This window comes from Rhodanobacter sp. Col0626 (assembly GCF_049994385.1).
GTDB lineage: Bacteria > Pseudomonadota > Gammaproteobacteria > Xanthomonadales > Rhodanobacteraceae > Rhodanobacter.
Genome location: NZ_CP188260.1, coordinates 4088001 through 4114653, shown reverse-complemented (window position 1 = coordinate 4114653; position 26653 = coordinate 4088001). Strand labels below are relative to the sequence as shown.

Sequence of the window (26653 nt, the reverse complement as noted above, 5' to 3'; positions counted from 1 at the left end):
ACTTCAGTCGCGATGCTCTCGAATTTCATCGAACAAAGCATCGCGACTGAAGTCGCTCCCACAAACGGTTTGTTTTACGGCGTGGCGCCGCTGAACTTCACCGGCGTGGCGCCTTTCACCGTGCCGATCTGGGCGCTGTCGCTGACCTTCAGCACCACCTCGCGCCGGAACTCCAGCGTGCCGGTGACGACGGCATGCGGTCCGATCACCACGATGGGCGTGCGGCTGCTGCTGCTGAACCAGCCATGCGGCTTGTCGACCAGGATGCCGCCCTCGACGCGCGAGTTCGCGCCGATCGTGATGTCGCCGGCGACCGTCTCGATGCCACCGGCGACGTGCGCCGCTTCCAGGTCGATCGTGCCGTTGACGTTGTCCAGCTTGCCGCCGACGTCCGCATCCTTGGCCAGACGAATGGCGCCGTTGACGGCACTGACTTCGCCGCGGACCCGGCTGGTGCTGCCCATGGTGATGCCGCCATTGACCGTTTCCAGGGACTGGGCCTGGGCGCGGTCGCCCAGCTCGATGCTGCCGTTGACCGTGTCGGCCTTCTGCACGCTGGCGCCTGCGCCGATACGGACGGCGCCGTTGACGGTACTGACGTCACCGACCTGTTGGCCAGCGTCGACCTGGGCGGTGCCGTTGATCTTGTCGATATCGTTATCGTGCGCGGCGGCCAGCATGGGCAGGCCCAGCGCGAGTGCGGCGAGGATCAGAACCGTCGGGAAGCGACGCATGGCAATCTCCTTGAGATGAATGGGTACCTGCATAGGATGCCCTGCGCGTGCAACCGGTTTAGCATGACCTGTGGCAGGGGAGCGCATTTGACGACGCCGGAGCTGCGCTGCACCATTCCCGGTTCATTGTCCTGTTGAGCGAAACCCATGCACAAGCTCGTCCTGATCCGCCACGGCCAATCGCAGTGGAACCTCGACAACCGCTTCAGCGGCTGGGCCGATGTCGACCTCACCGAACAGGGCATGGCCGAGGCACGCGAATCTGGCCGGCTGCTGCAGGAGGGCGGTTACACGTTCGACGTGGCGCATACCTCGGTGCTCAAGCGCGCGGTGCGCACACTGTGGGGCGTGCAGGACGCGATGGACCTGATGTGGCTGCCGGTGCTCACCGACTGGCGCCTCAATGAGCGTCACTACGGTGGCCTGACTGGCCTCAACAAGGCCGAGACAGCGGCGAAGTACGGCGAGGACCAGGTCAAGATCTGGCGCCGCAGTTATGACATCCCACCACCGCCGCTCGATCGCGCGGCCAACGAATCGGTGCACGACCCGCGTTACGCCACGCTCGATCCGAAGGACATCCCCGATACCGAATGCCTGAAAGACACCGTCGCCCGCGTGCTGCCCTACTGGCACGACGTGCTGGCGCCGGCGATCAGGGCCGGCCAGCGCGTGCTGGTTGCCGCGCACGGCAATTCGCTGCGCGCGCTGGTGAAATACCTCGACGGCATCTCCGACGAGGCGATCGTCGAGCTGAACATCCCCAACGGCGTGCCGCTGGTGTACGAGTTCGACGACGAGCTGAAGCCGCTGCGTCACTATTACCTCGGCGACGCCGATGCGATTGCCGCGAAGATGGCCGCGGTGGCGAACCAGGGCAAGGCGAAGTAGGGCGGAGCTGACATGTCAACGATCACCTCACCGAAACAGGCCGCTGCCGCGCTGAACGAGTACTGGTCGCCGCGCATCATCGGCGAGCTGGACGATTCCTACATCAAGGTCGCCAAGGTGCTCGGCACGTTTGGCTGGCACAGCCACGACGACGAGGACGAATTGTTCCTGATCCTCGACGGCCAGCTGCGTATCGAGATGGAAGCGGATGCGGTGGAGCTCGCTACCGGCGACATGTTCGTGGTGCCGAAAGGCGTCCGGCACAACCCGGTGGCCGCGATGGAATGCCTGGTGATGCTGATCGAGCGCAAGTCGACCCTGCACACCGGCAACGTGGTGACCGGCCGCACGCGTTCGCTGGCGGAACAACTCGGCGGTGCCTGAACGCGTTTCGTCATGCCTGGTCGACGGGTGACAAACGTCAGTCGTCAGCCGCATGGCGCTCGACTAAGCTGCACGCAGTTCACCACGTGGCGATGCCGATGCCTGTTCATCTGACCAATTACCTGATCATGCTGCCGCTGCTGGCGTGGATCGTGTGGCGTCGCGTCAGCCGCCAGTTCGGCCGCCAGCCGATCCGGCGCAAGCGGATGATCGCCCGCATCGTGATCTTCGCCATGATCGGCGCGCTGCTGGCGCTCAGCGGCCTGCACAAGCTGGCGCTGGCCGAAGGCCTGTTCGGCGGCGTGCTGATCGGTGGCGCGCTGGGACTGCTGGGCCTGCGGCTGACGCGCTTTGAAGTCGATCCCGTCAAGGGCGACTGCTATGTGCCGAACCCGTGGATCGGCGCCCTGCTCACCGTGCTGTTGCTGGGCCGGCTGGCCTGGCGGCTGATGGCGATCTGGCCGCAACTGCAGCATGCACCGAACGCCGCCGCCGGAATGCAGCCGATGGGCTACACCTCCAGCCCGCTGACCATGCTGGTGATCGGCTTGCTGGTGGGCTACTACATCGTCTATTTCAGCGGTCTGCTGATCCATCATCGGCGTTTCCAGCAAGCCGGGGCGCAGGCGCTTTAATCGACGCGACCTGGTGGCCGAGTTGCTCATCGACGCCGGCTACCCATGCATCGCAACGGCCGATGCCGAATGCGCAGCATGCTGGATCCGTAACACTGCGTGGGGCGCCACGAACCCGGGTCAGTCCGCCCGATGCTCCAGCGCCAGATATTCCTCGCTCTGCATTTCGATCAGCCGCGATTCGGTGCGGCCGAATTCGGCGCGCAAGCGTTCGCCGTCGTAAAGCTCGGTGATCGGTGCGGCGGCGGACAGCACCAGTTTGACGTGGCGGTCGTAGAACTCGTCCACCAATTGCACGAAACGCTTGGCGGCGTCCTCGCTGTAGACGGTGAACTGCGGCACGTTGGAGACGATGATGGCCGGGCCGGCCTTGGCCAGCGCGATGTAGTCGGCCACCGCGCGCGGGCCTTCGCACAGCGCGGCGAAATCGAACCACAGGATAGTGTCGGCGCGCTTGTGCAACGGGATATCGCGGCTGTTGATGTGCAGCACGCCACCTTCCTGCACGTTGCCGCTGGCCTGGCTGGCGAAGATGCGCTCCAGTGCACGGTGCGCTTCGGCACCGGGCGGGGTCAGGTAGACCGGTGCCTGGGTCAGCGCGCGCAGGCGCCAGTCGCGCGAGGAAGCCATTTCGACGACGTGGCAGCGCTGTTCGATCAGGGCGATGGCGGGCAGGAAGCGGGCACGCTGCAGGCCGTCCTTGTACAGGTTCGCTGGCGCGGTGTTGGAGGTGGTGACCAGGGTAACGCCGCGCGCGAACAGCGCGTCGAGCAGGCCCGACAGGATCATCGCATCGCCGATGTCGTTGACCAGAAACTCATCCAGGCACAGCACGCGGCAACGCGCGGCGATGTCGGCGGCGACCTCGATCAGCGGGCTCTGCCGTTCGCCCAGTGTGCGCAGGCTTGCATGGACTTCGCCCATGAAACGGTGGAAGTGCCGGCGCAGCACCACACCGTGCGGCAGGCTGGCGGCGAACAGATCCATCAGGAAGGTCTTGCCGCGGCCGACCGTGCCCCACAGGTACAGGCCCGGCACTGCGTCGGGCGATTCGTTGCCGAGCAGCGATTTCAGCCGGTCGAACAGGCCATTGCCGGATGCGGGTTCGGCGCACAGTGCCGCGTGCATGCGATCGAACTCCGGCAGCAACGCCAGCTGGGTGGGATCGGATTCCCAGCGATGCGCGGCGACGCCTTCGTGATAGCGCGCGCTGGGCGCGAGCGAGGGATTTTCACTCATGGAGCGGACAGGTTCCGAAAAGGAATGGGCCGGGCGTCAGGCAGATCGCGCCGGTGGCAGCCAGCCAAGCACCGCGTGCTTGATCGCGCCGCGCAGGTCCATCAGTCGACGGTGGAAGAAATGGCTGGTGTCGGGCATGCGGACCAGTTCGGGCGGGTGCTCCAGTGACTCGACCCAGTCGAACACCGCTTGCGGCTCGACCACTTCGTCGGCCTCGCCCTGCACGATCAGCCACGGGCAGGTCGGCAGGTCGATGGTTTCGAACTCCCAGCGCCCGACCGGTGGCGCAATGCTGATCAGCGCGTCCGCGCGCAGGCCTGTCGCGTTGCGGATGGTCACGTAGCTGCCGAACGAGAAGCCGACCAGCCACAGCGCATCGTCGGGGCGCACGCGGCGTACCCAGTCGACCACCGCGCCCAGGTCGTCGCTTTCGCCATGGCCCTTGTCATAGGTGCCTTCCGAATTGCCGGCCGCGCGAAAATTGAAGCGCACGGTGTCGAGTCCGGATTCGCGCAGTGCGCGCTCGGCCATCGTCACCACCTTGTTGTGCATGGTGCCGCCTTCGGGCGTCAGCGGATGGCAGATCACCGCCACGCCGCGCCGCGCTTCGGCCGGCTCGGCGACATCGCTGATGGTTTCCAGCTTGCCGACGGGGCCGTGCAGCATGAAACTGGCGGCCTTGTCCGGAAAGCTGGCGGGATCGGCGGAGAGCTCGGTGGGATTCATGCACACGATGATAACCGGCGATCGGACCGGCTGCCGCAGGCACGGCGCGTGAACCACCTCGCGCATGCGCTGCTGGCCGGTGACAACGAGTACCTGCAACTGGGCGGCATGCTGGGCGATTTCGTGCACGGCCCGGCGCACGCGCTGGCGTTGCCGCCAACGGTCATCGCGGGCATCCGGCTGCACCGCGCCATCGACGTGTATACCGATGCCCATCCCGACGTGCTGGCCGCGAAGGCGCTGTTGCCATCGCCGTACCGGCGCTATGCGGGGATCCTGCTCGACATGTGGTTCGACCATTGCCTGGCGCGCGACTTTTCTCACTGGAGTACGCAACCGCTGGACCGTTTCTCCGATGCGCTGCGCGCACTGTTGTGGCGGCACGACGCCTTGTTGCCGCCCGCGTTGCAACGGTTCCGCAGCTACATGGAGCTGCACGGATTGCCTGCTGGCTATGCCGATCGCGCGGTGCTGGGCGAGGCGCTGGCGGGGATCGGGCAGCGTTTGAGCCGGGCCAATCCGCTGGATTCGGCGTTGCCGGTGCTGGTGGCGCGGGAGACGGAGCTGCAGGAACGGTTCGAGGCGTTTTTCCCGGAATTGCAGGGGTTTGTGCGGGAGTGGATCGAGACGCGTGAGGGCTGAAGCTTCCCTCCCCTGCTAAGCAAGGGAGGGTTGGGCGACCGAAGGGAGTCCTTCAGGTGAGGGGTTGCGCTTTTGATTTTCTCGCACGTCGGAGCTCCCCATCCCAATCCCCAAAGGGGAAGGGGCAAACGAAAACGCCGCCCCGAAGGGCGGCGTTTGATGTGGCTTGATTGGAGCGGGGCTCTTACTTGGCCTGATCGACGATCCAGTGCACGGCATTGGTCACCTGTTCGTCGGTGAGTGCCGGGTTGCCACCCTTCGGCGGCATGAAGTTGCCGTCGGGGCCGTGGTAGCCCTCGATCGCGTGCTTGACCAGCGTGTCCACGCCTTCAGCGATGCGCGGGCTCCACATGGCCTTGTCGCCCACCTTGGGCGCGCCGGCGATGCCGGCGGTATGGCAGCTGGTGCACAGGTGATCGAAGATCGCCTTGCCGTCGGTGGTGCCGCCGTAAGCGACCTGTGAGGCGGCGGCCTTGGCGGCGGCGTCGGCGGCGGCCTGCATCGCGGCACGCCCGGTGTTGCCGGCATAGACGGCGCCAGCCGGAGCGATCCGCTCGGCGGTTGTCGCCGTCTGGTTCGGATTGGTTTCCTTCGGCTCGTGGTCGTAGATCGCCAGTGCCGTGAAGATCAGTATCACCGACAGTACCGCCAGACCGCCGATCATGATCGAGAACTGGCGCAAGACGCTCTGATCGGATTTGCTCATGGGACCGCTCACGCACGTACTCCTGTCAGTGGGCGGGACGGAACGCCACGATGGCTGTCCGGCCTGCCTGAATGGCTTGTACTGTTGCACCGATCTGGCGAACCCAGCCCGGTGTGAATTGCCGTAACCAAAGATGCACGGCATGGACACCACGTGTCGCCAGCCCCGAATGGAGGGTCCGACAGACAACCAGTCGCGGATTATAAACGAAGCGAGCGGCAAGTTTCAGGCCCCATCGAGAGCGCGTGGCGCCAGTCGCCGGTGCGCTCGCAGCCCGCGCGGCCACTGCAAATGGCCGGGCCCGGGCGGCAAACCCTGCCATCGGTCATGCTTCACCCCTGTCAACCGGCATTGTTCAACTTCGTTCAACTGCCCTTATGCTTCCCTCCCGTGGGCGTTGTCGTCGTTGTGCCGAACCGGTACAACCGACAGGTTCCAGCCATATCAGATACGCATGCCGCGTTGTCGAATGCAGGCCAGTCGCACCGTTTAGTCCAGGAGTTTTACATGTCGCGTTTTTGGAAGATCGCGTTGATCGTCATTGCCGTGATCGTCGTGGCAGTCGTCGGGTTGCGCCTGTTGCACAAGCCGGCAGGCGCCGCGTCGGCGCAGGCGGCGGGCAAGGGCAAGGATGGCGCTGATGCCACGCCGCCGGTGCCGGTTACCGTGGTGCCGGTGGTCAAGCAGAATGTGCCGGTTTACCTCACCGCACTGGGTACCGTGCAGGCGCTCAACACGGTGACGGTGAATCCGCAGGTGGGCGGCCAGCTGCTCAGTCTGGATTTCACCGAAGGCCAGCCGGTCAAGAAGGGCCAGGTGCTGGCGCAGATCGATCCGCGCACCTATCAGGCGGCCTATGACAAGGCGCTGGCGCAACAGCATCAGGATCAGGCGCTGCTGTCCACCGCCAAGAGCAACCTGGTGCGCAGCCAGGATCTGGCCGCGAAGGGTTACATCTCCAAGCAGGATCTGGACACGCTGCGCAACACCACGGCCCAGTACCAGGCTGCCGTGGCTTCCGACGCGGCCAGCATCCGCGACAGCCAGGTGCAACTGAACTACACCAAGGTGGTCTCGCCGATCGACGGCCTGGCCGGCATCCGCGGCGTGGATCCGGGCAACGTGGTCACCACCACCAGCTCGATCGTCACGCTGACCCAGCTGCATCCGATCAACGTGATGTTCACCCTGCCCGAACAGAACCTCGACCTGGTGCGCACCGCTGCCTCGCAGGAAGGCGCGGTATTGCAGGTGACCGCGCTCGACCGCACCGACGCGCATCCGATCGCCAGCGGTGGTGTGCTCAAGGTGATCGACAACCAGATCGACACCACCACCGGCACGTTCCGGCTCAAGTCGGAGTTTCCGAACAGCAAGAATGAATTGTGGCCGGGCCAGTTCGTCAACGTGCAGTTGCTGGTCAACACCGTCGACGGCGGCCTGGTGATCCCGGCGCAGGCCGTGCAGCGCGGACCCGATGGCGACTACGTCTATCAGGTGCAGCCCGACAAGACGGTCAAGATGCAGACCGTGGTGATCGCCGGCGAAGTTGGCGACAGCCACGTGATGATCGGCAGCGGTCTCAAGGCCGGCGATGAAGTGGTCACCGAGGGCCAGTTCCGCCTGAAGCCGGGCAGCAAGGTCAATGCGCTCAAGCCCGGTGAAGTGCCTGCGGCGCCGACGGCGGCGGAACTCGAGAAAGCCAAGAAGAACACCAAGGCTGGCGGTCGCCGTCATTGATGACAAGCCGGCGCGCTGCCACGCGCGCCGGTACCGCGATCGCGCTGAAACCGATCGCGGTCCAGCCATGATCGCGACTGAAACCGCACCTAGACGTTACGGATAGCCATGGGATTTTCGACCCTCTTCATTCGCCGGCCGATCGCCACCTCGCTGTTGATGGTGGCGGTACTGCTGCTCGGCATCCTCGGCTATCGCCAGCTGCCGGTGTCCGCATTGCCGGAGATCGAGGCGCCAAGCCTGGTCGTGAGCACCCAGTATCCGGGTGCCAGCGCCAGCACCATGGCCTCGCTGATCACTACTCCGCTGGAGCGCAACCTGGGGCAGATCTCCGGGCTCACCATGATGAGTTCGGATTCCTCCGCCGGGCTGTCCACCATCATTTTGCAGTTCTCGATGGACCGCGACATCGACATCGCCGCGCAGGACGTGCAGGCGGCGATCAACCAGGCCAAGGGCACCTTGCCGGGCAACCTGCCGTACCCGCCGGTGTACAACCGGGTGAACCCGGCCGACGCGCCGATCCTCACCCTGAAACTCACTTCCGACAGCCGTCAGTTGCGCGAAGTGAACGACCTGGCCGACTCGATTCTGGCGCAGAAGCTGTCGCAGGTGCAGGGCGTGGGCCTGGTCTCGATCGCCGGCAACGTGCGACCGGCCGTGCGCGTGCAGGTGAATCCGGCGCAGCTGTCCAACCTCGGCTTGACGCTGGAGGACGTGCGTAGTGCGCTGACCCAGGCCAACGTCAACGCGCCCAAGGGCACGTTGAACGGCAAGACACAGAGCTACTCGATCGGCACCAACGACCAGCTCGCCGACGCGGCCGAATACAAGAACACCATCATCAGTTACAAGAACAACTCGCCGGTGCGGCTGTCCGACGTCGCCAGCGTGGTCGACGGTGTCGAGAACGACCAGCTCGCTGCGTGGGCAAACGGCAAGCCGGCGGTGCTGCTGGACGTGCGTCGCCAGCCCGGCGCCAACATCGTGCAGACGGTCGAACAGATCCGCCAGGTGCTGCCGGAATTGCGCAGCGCGCTGCCGGCCGACGTGCACCTGGATGTGTTCGCCGACCGCACGGTAACCATCCGCGCCTCGGTGCACGATGTCGAGTTGACCTTGCTGCTGACCATCTTCCTGGTGGTGGCGGTGATCTTCGTGTTCCTGCGCCGGCTGTGGGCGACCATCATCCCGTCGGTGGCGGTGCCGCTGTCGTTGATGGGCACGTTCGGCGTGATGGCCTTCACCGGCATGTCGCTGGACAACCTCTCGCTGATGGCGCTCACCGTGGCGACCGGTTTCGTGGTCGACGATGCGATCGTGATGATCGAGAACATCGTGCGCTACATCGAGCAGGGTAAAAGCGGGCCGGAGGCGGCCGAGATCGGTGCCAAGGAAATCGGCTTCACCGTGCTGTCGCTGACCGTGTCGCTGGTGGCGGTGTTCCTGCCGTTGCTGCTGATGCCCGGCGTTACCGGCCGGCTGTTCCACGAATTCGCCTGGGTGCTGACCATCGCGGTCACCATTTCGATGCTGGTGTCGCTGACCCTGACGCCGATGATGTGCGCCTACCTGCTCAAGCCGGACGCATTGCCACCGGGCGACGACGCGCATGAGCGCCAGGCTGCGGCCGGCAAGCGCGACCTGTGGACACGCACCGTCGAGCTGTATGCGAACACGCTGGACTGGGTGCTCGACCATCGCCAGCTGACCATGGTGGTGGCGGCCGCCGCCGTGGTGCTCACCGTGTTCCTGTATATCGTGATTCCCAAGGGCCTGCTGCCCGAACAGGACACCGGCCTGATCACCGGCGTGGTGCAGGCTGACGACAACGTCGCGTTTCCGCAGATGGAAATCCGCACCCAGGCAGTTGCCGATGCGTTGCGCAAGGATCCCGCGGTGGCCGGCGTGGCCGCCTTCATCGGTGCTGGCACGATCAACCCGACGTTGAACCAGGGCCAGCTGAGCATCGTGCTGAAGGATCGCGGCGACCGCGATGGGCTGGACGCGCTGTTGCCAAGGCTGCAGAACGCGGTGGCGGATATTCCGGGCGTGGCGCTGTACCTGAAGCCGGTGCAGGACGTGACTCTGGACAGTCGCGTTGCGGCTACGGAGTACCAGTATTCGTTATCCGACGTGGACTCGGTCGAGCTGGCCAAATACGCCGGGCAGATGACCCAGGCGATGCGCCAGCGACCGGAGCTGTCCGACGTCGACAACAACCTGGCCGACAACGGCAACGCGTTGAAGCTCACTATCGACCGCGAGAAGGCCAGCCGTTTGGGCGTGCCGGTGCAGACCATTGACGACACCTTGTACGACGCGTTCGGTCAGCGCCAGATCTCGACCATCTTCACCCAGCTCAACCAGTATCGCGTGGTGCTGGAAGTGGCGCCGGATTTCCGCTCCACCGACGACCTGATGAACAAGCTGACCGTGCGCGGCAACGGCAACGGTGCGCTTACCGGCAGTGACGCCACCAGTTTCGGCCAGGTGAAATCGAGCAACTCGGCGACGCCATCGGGTATCGGCAATGCCGGCAACGTCGGCTTCCAGCTCGGCGGCGGCGGCACTATTCCACTGTCCTCGCTGGTCAGCGCCCAAGTCACCAGTGCACCACTGGTGGTCAGCCACCAGCAGCAGCTGCCGGCGGTGACGCTGGCGTTCAACGTGGCCGCGGGGTACTCGCTGTCCGATGCGGTGGCGGCGATCCACGACGTCGAGCAGCAGCTCAAGTTCCCACCGCAGGTGCGCGGCGAATTCGTCGGCAAGGCGGCCGAATTCACCTCCTCGCTCGGCGACGAAGTGTTGTTGCTGCTGGCGGCGATCGTGGTGATCTACATCGTGCTTGGCGTGCTGTACGAGAGTTACATCCATCCGCTGACGATCATCTCCACGTTGCCCCCGGCCGGTGTCGGCGCGCTGCTGGCGCTGATCCTCTGCGGCATGAGCCTGTCGGTGGATGGCATCGTCGGCATCGTGCTGCTGATCGGCATCGTCAAGAAGAACGCCATCATGATGATCGACTTCGCGATCGAGGCTCGCCGCACCGGCATGAACGCGCGCGACGCGATCCGTCGCGCTTGCCTGCTGCGTTTCCGCCCGATCATGATGACCACCGCCGCGGCCATGCTCGGTGCGTTGCCGCTGGCGCTGGGCAATGGCATCGGCGCGGAACTGCGCCGACCGCTCGGTGTGTCGATCGTCGGCGGCCTGCTGCTGTCGCAACTTGTCACGCTGTACACCACGCCGGTGATCTACCTGTACATGGAACGTTTCTCCGACTGGTTGGCTGTGCGCCGCGAGCAGCGCGCGCTGGCCCGCGCGCAGGCCAACGGCGCCGCGTGATCGCTTACGCGCCCGGGTCAGATCTAAAAATACCCTCTTCCAACCTCCTCCTGCACGCAGGGGGAGCAGCAGAACTGTTGCCGTGCTCGCTATCCTGCAACGCAGGGAAGGATTGGGGCGGGGTGCTCTTCGCTCCACCGTTCAACCTTTTCGTCGCATGAACGTTGAAGATGGGATGATTTGCCCGCGCGCCGCCTGTCATGCCCCCGCCCGCTTCCGATCACGTTGAACCCATGAACATCTCCGGCACCTTCATCCGCCGCCCGATCGGCACTTCCCTGCTGGCGATCGGGTTGTTCGTGGTTGGCATGATCAGTTACTTCCTGCTTGGCGTGGCGGCCTTGCCGAACATGCAGTTTCCGGCCATTTTCGTGCAGGCCAGCCAGGCCGGCGCGGATGCCGGCACCATGGCGTCCACCGTGGCAGCGCCGCTGGAGCGGCATCTGGGCCAGGTGCCCGGAATCGAAATGATGCGCTCGTCCAGTTCGGAGGGCAGCACGTTCGTCTTCATGATGTTCCAGAGCGGCACCGACCTGGATTCTTCCGCGCGCGATGTGCAGGCGGCGATCAATGCCGCGGCTCCCGACCTGCCCACCGGACTCAACGGCGCACCGAGCTACCAGAAGGCGAATCCGAACGACGATCCGATCATCGCGCTGGCGTTGACCTCGGACACGCAGTCCGCGGCCGATCTCTACAACGCCGCCGATACCTTGCTGGCGCAGCGGTTGCGTCAGCTGCCCGGGGTGTCGTCGGTGGAGATTGCCGGTGCCGCCACGCCGGCGATCCGCGTCGACGTGAACCTGCGTTCATTGAACGCGATGGGACTGTCGCCGGATCAGCTGCGCAACGCATTGAGCGCGGCCAACGTGACGTCGCCGGAGGGCTTCCTGTCCAACGGCAAGACCACCATGTCGATCAGCGCCACCACGCAGCTGCACAGCGCGGACGAATTCGCGCGGTTGGTGATCGCCAGCCACAACGGCACGCCGGTGCGCCTGTCCGACGTGGCCAACGTCTATGCCGGTCAACAGGACGCGTACCAGGCAGCCTGGTTCCAGGGCAAGCCGGCCGTGTTGATGTACGTCTACAAGAAAACCGACGCCAACGTCATCGCGACCGTGGACCTGGTCAAGGACCAGCTGCCGCTGCTGCGCGAATACCTGCAGCCGGGCACCGTGCTGACGCCGTTCTTCGACGGCACGCCGACCATTCGCGCCTCGCTGCACGAGGTGCAGGCCACGCTGCTGATCTCGCTGGCGATGGTGGTGCTGACCATGGCGCTGTTCCTGCGCCGTCTCGCGCCAACGCTGATCGCCGCGGTGGCCGTGCCGTTGTCGCTGGCGGGCGCGTTCGTGGTGATGTACATCCTCGGCTACACGCTCAACAACCTCACCTTGCTGGCGCTGGTGATCGCGATCGGCTTCGTGGTCGATGACGCGATCGTGGTGATCGAGAACATCATCCGCCACATCGACGATGGCATGACGCGCATGGAGGCCACCCTGGCCGGCGCGCGCGAGATCGGCTTCACCATCGTCTCGATCACCGCCTCGCTGATCGCCGTGTTCATTCCGCTGCTGTTCGCCGGCGGTGTCACCGGCATGTTCATGCACGAGTTCGCGGTCACCCTGGTGGCGGCCATCGTGGTCTCGGCGATGGTGTCGCTGACTCTGACGCCGGCCTTGTGCGGGCGCTTCCTCAGCGGCCATCGAAAGGTCGGGCCGGAGAAGCGGCACGAACCTACCCGGCTGGGTGTCGCGCTGGATCGCTTCCATGCCGGCATGCTGCGTATCTACACCCGTGCGCTGAACTTCTCGCTGCGCCATGCCCTGTTGTTCGCGCTGACGCCGCTGGTGCTGATCGTGGCGACCTTCTTCCTGCTTGGCGTGGTCAAGACCGGGTTGTTCCCGGCGCAGGACACCGGCCTGATCTGGGGCCGCGCCAATTCCAGCGCCACCGTCTCGTTTGCCGAGAGCAAGCAGCGCCTGCAACGCATCACCAGCATGCTGATGGCCGATCCGGACGTGGCCACCGTGGGTTCGCGCCTGGGCAGCAGCCGCCAGGGCACCAGCGGCTCGTTCAACATCAACCTCAAGACCCGCACCGACGGACGCAAGGACGATACCTTCGCCGTGCTGGCGCGGCTGAGTGCGAAAGCGGCCAACTATCCCGACCTCAACCTGCGCCTGCGTCCCGTGCAGGACCTGCCCAGTGGCGGCGGTGGCGGCACCAGTCAGGGCGCGCAGTACCAGGTTTCGCTGCAGGGCAACGACCTGGCCGGCCTGCAGGAGTGGCTGCCGAAACTGCAGACCCAGTTGAAGAAGAATCCGAAGCTGATGGACGTCGGCACCGACGTCGATGAAGCCGGCCTGCGCCAGAACATCGTGATCGACCGCGACAAGGCTGCACGCCTGGGCGTAACCGTCGGTGCCGTCGACGGCGCGCTGTACGACGCGTTCGGTCAGCGCCAGGTCTCCACCATCTATTCGGACATCAATCAGTACAAGGTGGTGGTCAACGCGCTGCCCGAGCAGACCGCCACGCCGGATGCGCTCAACCGCATCTACGTACCCTCCACCAATGGCGGGATGGTGCCGATCACCGCGTTCACCCGGCAGGAACCGGGGCTGGCGCCGTCGCAGATCACCCACGAAAACCAGTACACCACGATGGATCTCAGCTTCAACCTCGCGCCCGACGTGAGCATGGGCGAGGCGATGGCGATCATCCAGTCCACCGTGCAGGGCATGCGCATGCCCGGCGACATCAAGGTGCAACTGGGCAACGATTTTCGCCGTTTCCAGCAATCACAAAGCGGCATGCTGTGGCTGGTGCTGGCTGCCGTGCTCACGGTCTACATCGTGCTCGGCATGCTCTACGAAAACCTGATCCACCCGATCACGATCCTCTCGACCCTGCCGGCCGCCGGCGCCGGCGCGTTGCTGGCGCTGTGGCTCACCGGCACCGAGCTGTCGGTGGTGGCGCAGATTGCGCTGGTGCTGTTGATAGGCATCGTCAAGAAAAACGCGATCATGATGATCGACTTCGCCCTCGTCGCCGAGCGTGAACACGGCAAGAGCCCGCTCGAAGCCGCTCGCGAAGCCTGCGTCGTGCGCTTTCGGCCGATCATGATGACCACGATGGTCGCCATTCTCGCCGCCCTGCCGATCGCGATCGGCCTGGGCGAAGGCAGCGAACTGCGCCGTCCCCTCGGTATCGCGTTGATCGGCGGCCTGCTCATCTCGCAAAGCCTTACCCTGCTCAGCACACCGGCGCTCTATGTGATCTTCTCGTGCCTGGCCGAACGCCGAAAGGCATGGGCCGCGCGACGTCGCGAACGCAGGGCCGGCCGTCGACGCCTGGCCGGCGCCTGAAAAACGCCGCAGCTTGAACTTCGACGAATGCCGTTGGCCCTTTTCAATGGTGCGGGGACGAGCGTGAATCCGAATCGCGGCGCCGCAGAGCCCGCCGAATCGCCTTCTCGGGCTGAATCCGTTTGGCGTCGAGTTTAAAAATTTAAGAACGCGGCGTTAACGCGGCAGCTGAACACCCCGGCACAACGCTCACAACCCGTTAACTGCGAGGCCAGTATCACTGGCCTCCACTTCCGAGACGGAGAAGCGTTCGATGGGAAACGACACGAATAAACCGGATTTCTCCGATGTGCAGGGCGGGGCGAAGTCCACCGCGCCCGACGCGCCGGCCAAGGCCGACTTCAGTGACGTGCAGTCGAAAGTCAGTTCCACGACAGACGAAACCACGCTCTACACCGTGGTCGCTGGCGACAATCTGTCGACCATCGCCAAGCATTTTTACGGCAACGGAAATGCGTGGAAGCAGATTTTCGACGCCAACCGCGACCAGCTCACTGACCCGGACCACATCAAGGCCGGCCAGATGTTGAAGATCCCCGCCAAGTCCTGAAGCAGGAGATGCCCCTATGAAGATGACTCGCCAACCCTTGATCCTCGCCGCCTCGCTGGCTGCCGTGCTGGCCTTGAGTGCTTGCGGCAAGAAAGATGACTCGGCATCGCAGGTGCCGGCCGCATCGCCGCCAGCCGCTACCGCGCCCACCGCCATGTCGCCGGCCGCGAGCTCGGCGCCAGCCAACGCGTCACCGGGTATGGATGCATCGACATCGGTGACGTTCACCTCGGCCGAGTTGGGCTCGACCGTCGATGCCAGCAACAAGATCCTCGCCAGTGGCACCAGCTTCGCACCGAAGGACACCGTCTACGCGTCGGTCGACACCAGTGGTACCGGCAATGCGACGCTCGCGGCGAAGTGGACCTACCAGGATGGCCAGACCGTGCATGAGGACAGCAAAACCCTCAATGCGTCCGGCCCGCAGACCACCGCCTTCATGATCAGCAAGCCGAGCGGATTCCCCGCCGGCAACTACAAGGTCGACATTTCGTTGAATGGCGCCCAGGTCGCCAGCAAGGATTTCTCGGTCAAGTAAACGCGCTGCAGCTAGAAAAAGAACGAGGGCGCGGCAGATGCCGCGCCCTCGTTTTTCATGCGGTCGACAGCGGCATCATGCGTGGGTGGCGAACGTCGCTTCCGATGGCAACGACAGCCCGGTGTCACGCTGGAACTGGTCGGCCAGGCGTTGCCGATGGACGGCCAGATACGTCGCCGAACGGCCCACGCCGTGCAGTTCGACGTGCCGCCACACGGCCAGGCTCGCCAGTTGTGTGCCGATCACTTCCGAGCGGCGTCGGCTGTCGCCCTGCCAGAACACGGCAACCCAACCTTCCTCTTCCGCAGCGTGCGACTCGTCGACCGGCAGGATCAGCGTGCCATCGAGCAGCGACAATGCACATTCGTGGCCGTCGGCGTGCTGACAGGTATACAGCGGCGGCAGTTGGGCGATGAAGTCGACGATGGACTGGCTCAGGCGGCTCATTCCGATTTCCTTGTCTGGATGGATGGAGTGGAAGCGTGCCGCAGCATAGGTCAGCCGTGCCAACGGAATCTTGCGCGGTAACACAGTACGGCGCTGTATGGCGGGTCGGGCGCTTTCGCCTGTGGGGCGAAAACGCGACAATGGGCGATTCGTCAACCCGATCAACCGGTCGGGACGTGCCGACGCCATGCGTCACCGCCACGCCGCGATGCACGCCATGACGATTGATGCACAGCCATCGCACCGTCCCGATCGCCGTAGCCACAGAGGTCCACGCAAAACATGTCCACCACGCCCAAGATCATCTACACGCTGACGGATGAAGCTCCGTTCCTGGCCACGCAGTCGTTGCTGCCGATCATCGCCGCCTTCACCGGCACCGCCGGCGTCAAGGTGGAAACGCGCGACATTTCGCTGGCCGGGCGCATCATCGCGCTGTTTCCGGAAGCACTGAACGAAGACCAGCGGATCGCCGACGATCTGGCCGAACTCGGCCAGCTGGCCACCACGCCGGAAGCCAACATCATCAAGCTGCCCAACATCAGCGCGTCGATGCCGCAACTGAAGGCGGCGATCAAGGAGCTGCAAGACCAGGGCTACGCACTGCCGGACTATCCGGACGAGCCGCAGGATGCCGGTGAGAAAGACATCAAGTCGCGCTACGACCGGGTCAAGGGCAGCGCAGTGAACCCGGTACTGCGCGAGGGCAATTCCGATCGCCGTGCGCCGGTTTCGGTGAAGAACTACGCGCGCAAGCATCCGCACCGGATGGGTGCGTGGAGCGCCGACTCGAAGACCCACGTGGCGCACATGGATGGCGGCGATTTCTACGGCACCGAGAAATCCGCGCTGGTCGCGCAGGCCGGCAACGTCAGCATCGAATGGTTCGGCAAGGACGGCAGCCACAGCGTGCTGAAGCCGAAGACCGCCTTGCTGGCCGGCGAGATCATCGACGCCGCGGTCATGGGCAAGCATGCGCTGGCCGCTTTCATCGACGCGCAGATCGCCGATGCGAAGCAGCAGGGCGTGCTGTTCTCCCTGCATCTGAAGGCGACCATGATGAAGGTCTCCGATCCGATCATGTTCGGTGTGGTGGTCGGTGAGTTCTACAAGGATGTGCTGGCGAAGCATGCCGCGGTGCTGAAGCTGGTCGGTTTCAATCCCAACAACGGCATCGGCGATCTGTACAGCCGCATCGCCGCGTTGCCGGCCGAGCAGCAGGCGGCGATCAAGGCCGACCTCGATGCCGAGTATGCGCAGCGTCCGGGCCTGGCGATGGTCAATTCCGACAAGGGCATCACCAACCTGCACGTGCCCAGCGATGTGATCATCGATGCCTCGATGCCGGCGATGATCCGCGACTCCGGCAAGATGTGGAACGCCAAGGGCGAGCTGCAGGACATCAAGGCAGTGATCCCGGACCGCAGCTATGCCGGCGTTTATCAGGCCACCATCGAGGATTGCAAGGCGCACGGCGCGTTCGATCCGGCGACGATGGGCAGCGTGCCGAATGTCGGCTTGATGGCGCAGGCGGCCGAGGAATACGGCTCGCATGACAAGACCTTCCAGATCGCCGGCGACGGCGTCGTCAAGGTCATCGACGCGGCCGGCAGCGTGCTGTTGCAGCACGACGTCGAAGCCGGCGACATCTGGCGCCTGTGCCAGACCAAGGATGCGCCGATCCAGGATTGGGTGAAGCTGGCGGTCAGCCGCGCGCGACACACGCCAGCGGTGTTCTGGCTGGATCCGGCGCGTGCCCACGATGCGCAGGTGATCAAGAAGGTCGAGCGTTACCTGAAGGACCACGACACCAGCGGCCTGGACATCCGCATCATGGATCCGGTCGCCGCCACCAAATTCTCGCTGGAGCGCATCCGCCAGGGCCTGGACACCATCTCGGTCACCGGCAACGTGCTGCGCGACTATCTCACCGACCTGTTTCCGATCATGGAGCTGGGCACCAGCGCCAAGATGCTCTCGATCGTGCCGCTGATGGCTGGCGGCGGCCTGTTCGAGACCGGCGCCGGCGGCTCCGCGCCGAAACATGTCCAGCAGTTCCTGGAAGAGAATTACCTGCGCTGGGATTCGCTGGGCGAATTTCTGGCGCTGGCCGCCTCACTCGAACACATGGGCAATCGCTACGGCAGCGTCGATGTCGACGTGCTCGCCAAGACGCTGGACCAGGCCAACGGCAAGTTCCTCGACACCAACAAGTCGCCCTCGCGCAAGGTCGGCGAACTGGACAATCGCGGCAGTCATTTCTACCTCGCCCTGTATTGGGCGCAGGCACTGGCTTCGCAGGAAACCCATGTCGAACTGAAGGCCAAGTTCGCGCCCTTGGCGAAGGCGCTGGAAGAGAACGAGGCGAAGATCGTCGGCGAACTCAACGGCGTGCAGGGTCGGACCGTCGACATCCAGGGCTATTACCACCCGAACCGGGAACTGGTCAGCAAGGCCATGCGCCCCAGTGCGACCTTCAACACTGCGCTGGCGATGCTTTCGGCGTGAACAGGGGGTGTTGAGATACGGATGCCGTGCGTAAGCGACAAAGAAAACGGGACGCCTTGGCGTCCCGTTTTCTTTGGTTCGATCGTGGTTGTTCGAGAGGAGTAGGTGGCGTCCATGCCACCATTTCACGCTTCCTGTCCGATCACGTCGGTGTCACCGGATTGGCTACCAGCTGAATCCCGCACCGACGCCGACCGTGCTTTCCGAGCCGGATGCGGAGGCACCGATCGAGAGGCTGGCACGGTTCTGGTGGAACGCACGCTGGTAGCCCACCGAGATCGCCGATTCGCCGCCGTAGTTGCCCGCACCCACGCCGACCCGGTTGTCACCCGCCAGACCCGAGGTATTGGCGGTCATCTGTGACATGGCCGTGCCCATCGCACCCACGCGATCCAGGCGCCGGTTGACGTTGCTGAACTGGTCGCTGACCTGACCGCGGAACGCATCGAAATCGCTGCCGCTGACCATGTTGCCCAGCTTGCTGTCGGTATATGCGTTGGCCGATTTCAAGGTGGTCTTGTCGCCAGCGTCCGCATAGGTCTTTGCGGTTTGCAGCGCTTCGTCGACCTGGCCTACGTTGGCGGCATCCGTGACGGCGGTGCCCGCCGCTACATGGGTGATGCGGCGCTGGTTCGTTGCGCTTCCCACCGATACCGTATTGGCCTCATCGGCGACCGAGTCCGCACCGAGCGCCACGCTGTTCTCCGCCGTGGCCGATGCGCCCTGTCCGACAGCGGTAGCCGAGGCAACCGTCGCACTGCTGCCCGTGCCCACCGCCACGGCGGCGGTCGCAACCGGCGCGACCGCGGCAGGGCTGCCAATGGACGCACTGGTCGTGCCGAGGGCCAGACTGTTGCTGGCCACGGAGGCCATGTGACCGCCCCCGTGGTGCTGCATCCGGTCCAGCTCCTGCTGCATCTGGTCGATGCCCTGCAAGGCACCACTGAGGACGCCATCCACCGCGGCAAACGTGTCGCCGACATTGCCGTAACTGCTGCCCTGGACCGTATAGGTCGGCGCAAGCAGGCCAGCTGCACCCATCGATGCGCCACCGCCCAATGCCCGCGCCACGGTATCCCCCAGACTGCTCACGCCGTCGCCGATGGCATCGCCGATGCCCGATACCGCCTGATGGAGCTGGTCGACATTGACCGCATCGGTGTCTTCCGTGCCTGCCGCCACGTTGGTGATCTGGCGGTTGCCGGCGCCGGCATAGCCGCCGCCGACCGACACGGTGTTGGCCCGATCCGATTCCGAATTCGCACCGAGTGCGACGCTGTTGGCAGCCTGGGCCCTCGCTCCCTTTCCGAGCGCCGTTCCATCCGTCGCGTTGGTAAAGGCGTACTGGCCGAACACGCTGCCGCCGTCCGCATTGGCTGTGGAGAAATGACCGACGGCGGTGGAGTTGGCACCCGTTGCGTACGCCGTGCGGCCGACCGCCGTGCTGTTGAGTCCACTGGCCAGCGAGTTCACACCGATCGCGGTGCTCGCCTCTCCGCTCGCGGCGGAAGCTGCGCCAGCCGCGAGCGAACTCTCGCCGGTCGCCATCGCGTTGTAGCCCAGCGCGGTGGCGAAATCCGTGGTGGCCTCGCTGTAAGCACCCACGGCGGTCGCTGCCTGGCTGGACGCCATGCTGCTGTAGCCGGTAGCGGTTGACTGCAGGCCAGTCGCGGTCGCCGCCGCACCGGACGCACTGCTGAACGCCGCCGTCGCCTGTGCGCCTGCGCCCAGGGCTGTCGTACCCACCTCGCTCGCCACGGTCTGGCTGTCCAGCAAGACTTCGCCGGTACCCGGGTCGTCGTAATAAAGATGACCACCGACGGCCGTGCTGGACTGGCCTTGCGCCTGCGCCTGGGTACCACTGGCGACGCTGTTGATGCCGCTTGCCGTGGCACCGTAACCCGTTGCCGTGGCAAAGGCGGCGTTGGTGCTGGCACCGCTGCCCAAGGCCGAAGAGCCCATGCCGTACGCCGCGGCACCCGCACCCATGGCGGTGCTGTTGTCGTCGTTCGCCACGGCGTTGGCACCGTACGATGAACTCTCGACGCCGCCGGCGAAGCTGTTGGCACCCGATGCCATCGAATGCTCACCCAATGCGAGCGCGTCCTCGCTGCCGTCATCGGCACCGTTGGCCTGGAAGAAGCGCGTGCTGCCGGCGACGGCATCGAGCTGGTCGAGATTGACCGCATCGGTGCCTTCGGTGCCCGCCGCCACATTCGTGATCTGGCGTTCGCTGCCGACATCGCCGACCGATACCGTGTTCGCGCGATTCGTATAGGAACCCGTACCCAGGGCCACGCTGTTGGCGGCATCGACATCGGCCATGGCATTGGCGCCTAGTGCGACGCTGTTAATGCCATAGGTGGTGCTGTAGTAGCCGATCGCCGTGCTGTTGTCGGCTTTGGCCCAGGCCTCGGAACCGACGGCCGTGGCGGTATTGCCCTGGGCATAGGCGAAGTAGCCCACCGCGGTGCTGTTCGTGCCGTCGACCTGGGCCAACGAGCCGATGCCGGTGCTGTAGTCGCCCCATGCGCCTGCACCGGCACCGAAGGCCGAGGCGGCTGCACCCGTAGCCTCGGTGGGGGTCACGAGACCCAAGCCCGGGACGAAGTCCCCAAGCCCACCCACCGCCGTGCTTCCATAACCACTGGCCAGGCTCTGCGTGCCCACGGCGGTGCTGTAGTTGCCGAGGGCATTGGCGACGGAACCGAACGCGGAAGACTGCACACCGGCCGCGTACGCACCCACGCCGGAGGCGGTGGACATGAAGCCTTCGGCATTGGCGCTGGCACCCAGGGCGGTGCCGCCGACGCCGGCGCTGGTCGCGCCCGTCGTCACCGGCTCGCCGTTCATCAGGATCAGCGGATCGCCGTTCTCGTCCACGGCATTGCCGCCGACCGCGACGGCGGCAGGACCCGTGGCCTGCGCGTTCTGGCCGAACGCGGCGCTGTTCTGGCCTGCGGCCAGGCTGTTGTTACCCACTGCGGTTGCACCATCGGCCGCGGTATTGGCGCCACTGCCCAGAGCCGAAGAACCGATGCCGTAAGCCGCGGCACCGGCACCCATGGCCGTGCTGTTGTCGTCGTTCGCCACCGCGTTGGCACCGTACGAAGAACTCTCGACACCACCGGCGAAACTGTTGGCGCCGGACGCCACCGAATGCTCGCCCAACGCCAGCGCATCCTCGCTGCCGTCGTCGGCACCGTCGGCCTGGAAGAATCGCGTGCTGCCGGCGACCGCGTCGAGCTGCGCCACGTTCACCGCATCGGTGTCTTCCGTGCCCGCCGCCACGTTGGTGATCTGGCGGGTGATTGCCGGATAAACGGTGCCGCTGTAAGCATCGGTCCAGGGAGCTGCCGCACCCACCGAAACCGTGTTTTCACGATCGGCCAGCGAACCGTAACCCAAGGCCACACTATTGTTGGCTGTCACCCTGCTTTCGGTTCCCAGTGCCGCTCCATACGGGGCAAACACCGTGCTGCCTTCGCCGAGCGCCACCGAATAGGCATTGGCATAGGCTTTGTCACCCAGTGCGGTGCTGTAATCGCCAACACCCGTACTGGCGCTGCCGATCGCCGTGCTTCTCAGGCCACTGGCATTGGCATTCATGCCCATCGCCGTGCCACGCACTCCGTCGGTCGTACTGCCGATGCCAACCGCTGTCGAGAAGTCGCCGGAGGCGGTCGAAAAACCGCCGATCGCCGTGCTGGACGCGCCGGTGGCCTCGGATATCCAACCGATCGCTATGCTCTGCGCCCCCGCCGCCGTACTTTGGGGACCCATGGCCGTCGAAAGATCGCCATAGGCGCTCGCCGAAGCGCCGATCGCCACACTGCTTGCGCCCTGCGCCCAGCTTTGGGATCCCACGGCGGTGGCGCCATCCGCCATCGCGTAGGCCAGGGATCCAACACTGGTCGATCCGAAACCGCTGGCTGATGCGCCCACGCCAAACGCCGAGGCGGTGATGCCATCCGCGCGCGAGCTGGCGCCAACCGCCGTACTGCCGGCTCCGGCACTGGTCGCCGCATCGGTGATGGGGTTGCCATCGGCACCGACCAACAGCGGGTCGCCATTGTCATCCAGCGCCGCACCACCGATGGCGACCGAGGCATTGGCCGTCGCCTGTGCGCCGGCACCGAACGCGGCACTGTTGATGCCGCTGGCATTGGCGCCGTAGCCAGTCGCCGTGGCGAAATTTGCATTGGTCATCGCCAGGCTGCCGATTGCCGACGAGCCGCTGCCGAACGCATTGCTGCCTGCGCCGATCGCGGTGCTGTTGTCGTCGAAGGCCGCCGAGCCGGCGCCGTACGCCGCGCTCTCGATGCCGGCGGCGGCACTGTTGGCGCCTGCCGCGACTGAGTGTTCGCCCAGGGCCAGCGCGTCTTCGCTGCCGTCGTCGGCACCCTTGGCCTGGAAGAACGGCGTGCTGCCGGTAACCGCATCGAGTTGATCCACATTGACCGCATCGGTGCCTTCGGTACCGGCGGCGACGTGGGTGATCTGGCGCTCGACACCGACGCTGCCGACGGAAATCGTGTTGGCCCGGTCGGCGATCGACATCGATCCCAGTGCCACCGACTGGTCGCCGGTGACGCTGGTACCGATGCCGATGGCGACGCCGTAGAGCCCGGTAGTGATCGCATCGCCACCGATCGCGATCGAGGCATCGGCCGTGGCGTGGGTCTGGATGCCGATGCCGATGGAGCCGATGCCCGAGGCACCGCTTTCCTCGCCAAGGGCGGTGGCGAACCAGTTGGTTGCCTGGCTGCCGGCCCCGAGGGCCACCGCGCCGTAGTTGGTCGCCGAACTGAGATAGCCGACCGCCACGGCGGCATAGTCGCTGGCCGAACTGAAGCCGCCATAGGCCACCGAGGCATCGCCCGATGCCACGCTGCGATAGCCGGTTGCCAGCGACTGCAAGCCACCGGCAGTGGCGCCGGCTCCGTTGGCTACGCTGAACAGGCCGTTGGCCTGCGCGCCGGCACCCAGCGCGGTGGCGCCCAGTCCGGTGGCCACGGTCTGCTGATCCAGCACGACTTCGCCGGTGTCCGGATCGACCACATGCAGCTGACCACCGATCGCGGTGCTCGAATCGCCATTGGCCACGCTGGCATTGCCGCTGGCCAGACTGTTGACGCCGGCTGCCGTTGCGCCGTAGCCAGTCGCCGTGGCGTAGTCGGCATTGGTCGCCGCGCCGCTGCCGAAGGCCGAAGAGCCCACACCATAGGCGCCGGATCCTGCGCCGACCGCCGTGCTGTTGTCATCGTTTGCCACCGCGCCGGCACCGTAGGCCGAGCTTTCCGCGCCAGCGGCAAAACTGTTGGCTCCGCCGGCCACCGAATGCTCGCCCGATGCCAGGGAATCCTCGTCATCCGTTCCGTCAGCCTGGAAGAAGCGCGTGCTGCCGGCGACTTCGTTGAGCTGCGCCATGTTCACGGCATCCGTGTCGTTCGTGCCCGCCGTTACGTTCGTGATCCGCCGGGTCGCCGGAAATCCGCCGGCACCGGTTCCATTACCTACAGAAACCACATCCGCGCCGTTGGTCTGCGAACCCGAACCGAGCGCCACGCTGTTCTCGTCCCCTGCCAGGGTGCTGTTGCCCACCGCCGTTGCACCGTTGGCGAACGCATAGCTGTTCTGGCCCAGCGCGGTCGCGCCTTCGTGGGTGGCCCATGCGTATTGGCCCAGTGCGGTGGTCTGTCCGGCACTTGCCCAAGCTACGCCGCCCACGGCCGTGCTGGCTTCGCCGCTGGCATAGGAGGCGTTGCCGATGCTGATCGATTCGAAGCCAAGCGCTTGCGACGTGGGACCGATCGCGATGGCGCCATCTTCGCCAGTGGCCCATGCGCCGCCGCCAATGCCTATCGACTCGTAGCCGGTGGTCAATACCGCGGTCCCCAGCGCGATGCTGTCTTCGCCGGTCGCGAGGGAAGCCGCGCCCAAGGCCATCGCCCGGTAGCCGTCGGCGGTTGCACCCGAACCCAGCGCGGTGGCGGCGAACCCGCCAGCTTCCGAGCTTGCGCCAATGGCCGTCGCGGCCATGCCCGTGCTCGTTGCCCCGCTATCCACCCACGCATCGTTCCGCATGACCAGAGGGTTGCCGTTTTCATCCAGCGCAACGCCACCGATCGCCACGGACCCCATGCCACCCGCTTGTGCATCCTGTCCGAAGGCGGCGCTGTTCTGCGCCGATGCCGACGCGCCATAACCCATCGCGGTGGCGTAGTCGGCATTGGTACTGGACTGACTGCCGATCGCCGACGAACCCACGCCCTGCGCGATCGCATTCGCCCCGATCGCCGTGCTGCTGTCGTCGAACGCGACCGCGTGGCCACCAAAGGCCGAACTCTCCACGCCGCTGGCGATCGCGTCGGCACCGGTGACCGTGCTGCTATCGCCAGAGGCCACGGCGTTTGCACCGGTCGCGGTGCTGCCGTCGCCGGCTGCCTCGCTGAAGGCACCGATCGAGGTCGCATCGTTGTTGGACGCATAGGCCTGGCCGCCTACCGCGGTGCCGTTCGTAACTGCCGAACCGTCGACCGCCGAGACCAGGCTGCCGCTGCCCAACGCCGAGGTGAAGTCGCCGTTGGCGTTCGCGGCCGATCCGACGGCGGTCGATTGCGTGCCGTTCGCGCGCGATTCCGCGCCGAGTGCGCTGCCGCCAAGGGAATTGGTGTACGCCGAATGGCCCACCGCCGTGGTCAGCTCGCCGCTGGCCTGGCTGTCACTGCCGATCGCCGTGGTGTTGTCGGCCAGCGCCCATGCACCGGAACCGAGGGCCACGCTGCCCTGCCCATTGCTGTTGGTGTTGTCACCCAGCGCCACGGCATTGTCGCCACCGGCCTGCGCCGAATCGCCCAGCGCCATCGCATCGATGCCCGACGCCCACGAGAAACTGCCTAATGCGAAGCTGGCGGTACCCGATGCGTACGAACCAGCACCGAGCGCCACCGCGTTGTCGCCGCTGGCACGGCTCGAATCACCGACCGCCGTCGACTGATCACCGTTGGCATCGGCCAGCGCACCGAGTGCGGTTGCGCCGACGTTGTCGGCAAACGAGCCGGCGCCATATGCTGTCGTATAGGTGTCGGTCGCATGGGCGCTGCGCCCCATCGCGGTGGACTCGTAACCGGTGGCGGTCGCCTTGGTACCGATCGCCGCGCTGCCTTCCTGATTGGCGGTAGCCTGGTTGCCGATCGCGACCGTGCCCTGATCCATTGCCGAGGCGCTGGCGCCGGCCGCCACGCTGTCCGGGCCGCCGGCAATCGAATCGTCGCTGCCGTCGCCAGCACCGTTGGCGGCGAAATAATGCTTTGCCGACGACGTCGCACTCGCCAGCGCGTTCAACTGGCCGACGTTCACCGCATCGGTATCCTGCGTGCCTGCCGCCACGCTGGTGATCTGCCGTTCCGCACCTGCGCTGCCCACCGATACCATGTTGGCCCGGTCGGCGAGGGAGTTCGCGCCGAGCGCGACACTGCCGTCGGCGTAACCATGGCTATCGGCGCCGATCGCCACGCTGTCGTCGTAGCGCGCGTCGGACTGCGCACCGATGGCGATCGCGTCGTTCCCTGCCGCGTAGCTGAAGCTGCCCAACGCGGTGGCGCCGTCACCACTGGCCGTCGCACCGTAACCGCCGAGCGCCGTGCTGTTGGTTCCATAAGCCGCTGACGAATAGCCTTCGCCGATGCTGTAATCACCCATCGCCCGCGCGTACGCACCGATCGCCGAGGATGCGGTTCCCTGTGCCCTCGCGTATATGCCCAGCGCCGTGGCATAGGTGCCGGCAACGCTGCCTTGTCCGCCGGCGGTGCCGCCGAAGCCGACTAGCGGATCGACCACGGCCTGGCCGGCCGGATCGGCGACAAACTGCTGTGCGTGAGCCGTGCCGGTACCGGTCACGAACAATGCCCCGATGATCAACGGCGTGCCCACCACGATGGCGCGCAATCGACTCGACGTGCCGGTTTTGCCGTTGGACTTGGCCAATTCACTGGCAACAACAAGCATGCCGAGTGACCTGTTCCATACCTTGCTGTAGATCTTGTTCACGAGACGTTCCCCAGGTTCACTGCCGCAGTGCACAGGCGGTGAAGCGTTGAATGTGTGGATATCCGCCCATTCGTTGACCTGCATCGATCGATGCAGGTCAACGGATCAGCGCCATGCGTCCTGGCTCATCAGCCCA

At 65.5% G+C, this 26653-nt stretch carries 15 protein-coding genes and 3 pseudogenes; 10 read left to right on the top strand and 8 right to left on the bottom strand.

The genetic code is table 11. From position 1 onward, the window contains the following. Positions 1–74: 74 nt before the first annotated feature. Positions 75–734, bottom strand: coding sequence for a hypothetical protein (locus ACPPVV_RS18130; RefSeq protein WP_426701259.1), 660 nt, complete (start codon positions 732–734; stop codon positions 75–77). Positions 735–881: 147 nt separating this feature from the next. Between ACPPVV_RS18130 and gpmA the strand changes: the two genes are divergently transcribed. From gpmA to ACPPVV_RS18115, 3 genes are all read left to right on the top strand, one after another. After that, complete coding sequence (gene gpmA, locus ACPPVV_RS18125) at positions 882–1625, top strand: 2,3-diphosphoglycerate-dependent phosphoglycerate mutase (RefSeq protein ID WP_426701258.1); 744 nt, start codon at positions 882–884, stop codon at positions 1623–1625. Between the two features lie 12 nt (positions 1626–1637). Continuing rightward, positions 1638–2009 (top strand): cupin domain-containing protein, encoded by a 372-nt coding sequence (locus tag ACPPVV_RS18120; RefSeq protein ID WP_426701257.1) that lies wholly within the window; start codon positions 1638–1640, stop codon positions 2007–2009. A gap of 98 nt (positions 2010–2107) precedes the next feature. Next, entirely contained in the window at positions 2108–2644 is a 537-nt protein-coding gene (locus ACPPVV_RS18115; protein WP_426701256.1) for a DUF1453 domain-containing protein, read from the top strand. Between the two features lie 120 nt (positions 2645–2764). Here the strand turns inward: ACPPVV_RS18115 and zapE are convergent, their stop codons facing one another. Together zapE and ACPPVV_RS18105 are read right to left on the bottom strand one after the other, a co-directional pair. Then, complete coding sequence (gene zapE / locus ACPPVV_RS18110) at positions 2765–3883, bottom strand: cell division protein ZapE (protein ID WP_426701255.1); 1119 nt, start codon at positions 3881–3883, stop codon at positions 2765–2767. Between the two features lie 36 nt (positions 3884–3919). Then, positions 3920–4609 (bottom strand): alpha/beta hydrolase, encoded by a 690-nt coding sequence (locus ACPPVV_RS18105; protein WP_426701254.1) that lies wholly within the window; start codon positions 4607–4609, stop codon positions 3920–3922. A 48-nt stretch (positions 4610–4657) separates the two neighbouring features. Here ACPPVV_RS18105 and ACPPVV_RS18100 point away from each other — a divergent pair, with 48 nt between their 5' ends. Further along, complete coding sequence (locus ACPPVV_RS18100; protein ID WP_426701253.1) at positions 4658–5251, top strand: ACP phosphodiesterase; 594 nt, start codon at positions 4658–4660, stop codon at positions 5249–5251. Positions 5252–5435: 184 nt separating this feature from the next. Here the strand turns inward: ACPPVV_RS18100 and ACPPVV_RS18095 are convergent, their stop codons facing one another. Further along, positions 5436–5957, bottom strand: coding sequence for a c-type cytochrome (locus tag ACPPVV_RS18095; protein ID WP_426701252.1), 522 nt, complete (start codon positions 5955–5957; stop codon positions 5436–5438). 507 nt (positions 5958–6464) lie between these two features. On the opposite strand from ACPPVV_RS18095, the gene ACPPVV_RS18090 reads away from it, so the two are divergent. From ACPPVV_RS18090 to ACPPVV_RS18070, 5 genes are all read left to right on the top strand, one after another. Further along, positions 6465–7697, top strand: coding sequence for an efflux RND transporter periplasmic adaptor subunit (locus ACPPVV_RS18090; RefSeq protein ID WP_426701251.1), 1233 nt, complete (start codon positions 6465–6467; stop codon positions 7695–7697). A 108-nt stretch (positions 7698–7805) separates the two neighbouring features. Then, a complete protein-coding gene (locus ACPPVV_RS18085) occupies positions 7806–11045 on the top strand; it encodes an efflux RND transporter permease subunit (protein ID WP_426701250.1) in 3240 nt (1079 codons plus the stop codon). A 233-nt stretch (positions 11046–11278) separates the two neighbouring features. Continuing rightward, complete coding sequence (locus tag ACPPVV_RS18080; protein WP_426701249.1) at positions 11279–14422, top strand: efflux RND transporter permease subunit; 3144 nt, start codon at positions 11279–11281, stop codon at positions 14420–14422. Positions 14423–14675: 253 nt separating this feature from the next. Next, complete coding sequence (locus ACPPVV_RS18075) at positions 14676–14972, top strand: LysM peptidoglycan-binding domain-containing protein (protein ID WP_426701248.1); 297 nt, start codon at positions 14676–14678, stop codon at positions 14970–14972. Between the two features lie 16 nt (positions 14973–14988). Further along, positions 14989–15510 carry a hypothetical protein gene (locus ACPPVV_RS18070; protein WP_426701247.1) on the top strand — a complete coding sequence of 174 codons (522 nt, stop codon included), beginning with the start codon at positions 14989–14991 and terminating at the stop codon, positions 15508–15510. A 75-nt stretch (positions 15511–15585) separates the two neighbouring features. On the opposite strand, the gene ACPPVV_RS18065 is transcribed toward ACPPVV_RS18070, so the two are convergent. After that, positions 15586–15957, bottom strand: a complete 372-nt coding sequence (locus ACPPVV_RS18065; protein ID WP_426701246.1) for a hypothetical protein — start codon at positions 15955–15957, stop codon at positions 15586–15588. Between the two features lie 282 nt (positions 15958–16239). Between ACPPVV_RS18065 and ACPPVV_RS18060 the strand changes: the two genes are divergently transcribed. Further along, on the top strand, positions 16240–18465 hold the full coding sequence (locus tag ACPPVV_RS18060) for an NADP-dependent isocitrate dehydrogenase (RefSeq protein WP_426701245.1): 2226 nt from the start codon (positions 16240–16242) through the stop codon (positions 18463–18465). Positions 18466–18630: 165 nt separating this feature from the next. Here the strand turns inward: ACPPVV_RS18060 and ACPPVV_RS18055 are convergent. From ACPPVV_RS18055 to ACPPVV_RS18045, 3 pseudogenes are all read right to left on the bottom strand, one after another. Then, positions 18631–20082, bottom strand: a pseudogene (locus ACPPVV_RS18055) (YadA family autotransporter adhesin); the annotation flags it as partial. 195 nt (positions 20083–20277) lie between these two features. Then, positions 20278–21954 (bottom strand): annotated as a pseudogene (locus tag ACPPVV_RS18050) (YadA family autotransporter adhesin); the annotation flags it as partial. An 81-nt stretch (positions 21955–22035) separates the two neighbouring features. Then, a pseudogene (locus tag ACPPVV_RS18045) lies at positions 22036–26601 on the bottom strand (ESPR-type extended signal peptide-containing protein); the annotation flags it as partial. Positions 26602–26653: the final 52 nt, after the last annotated feature.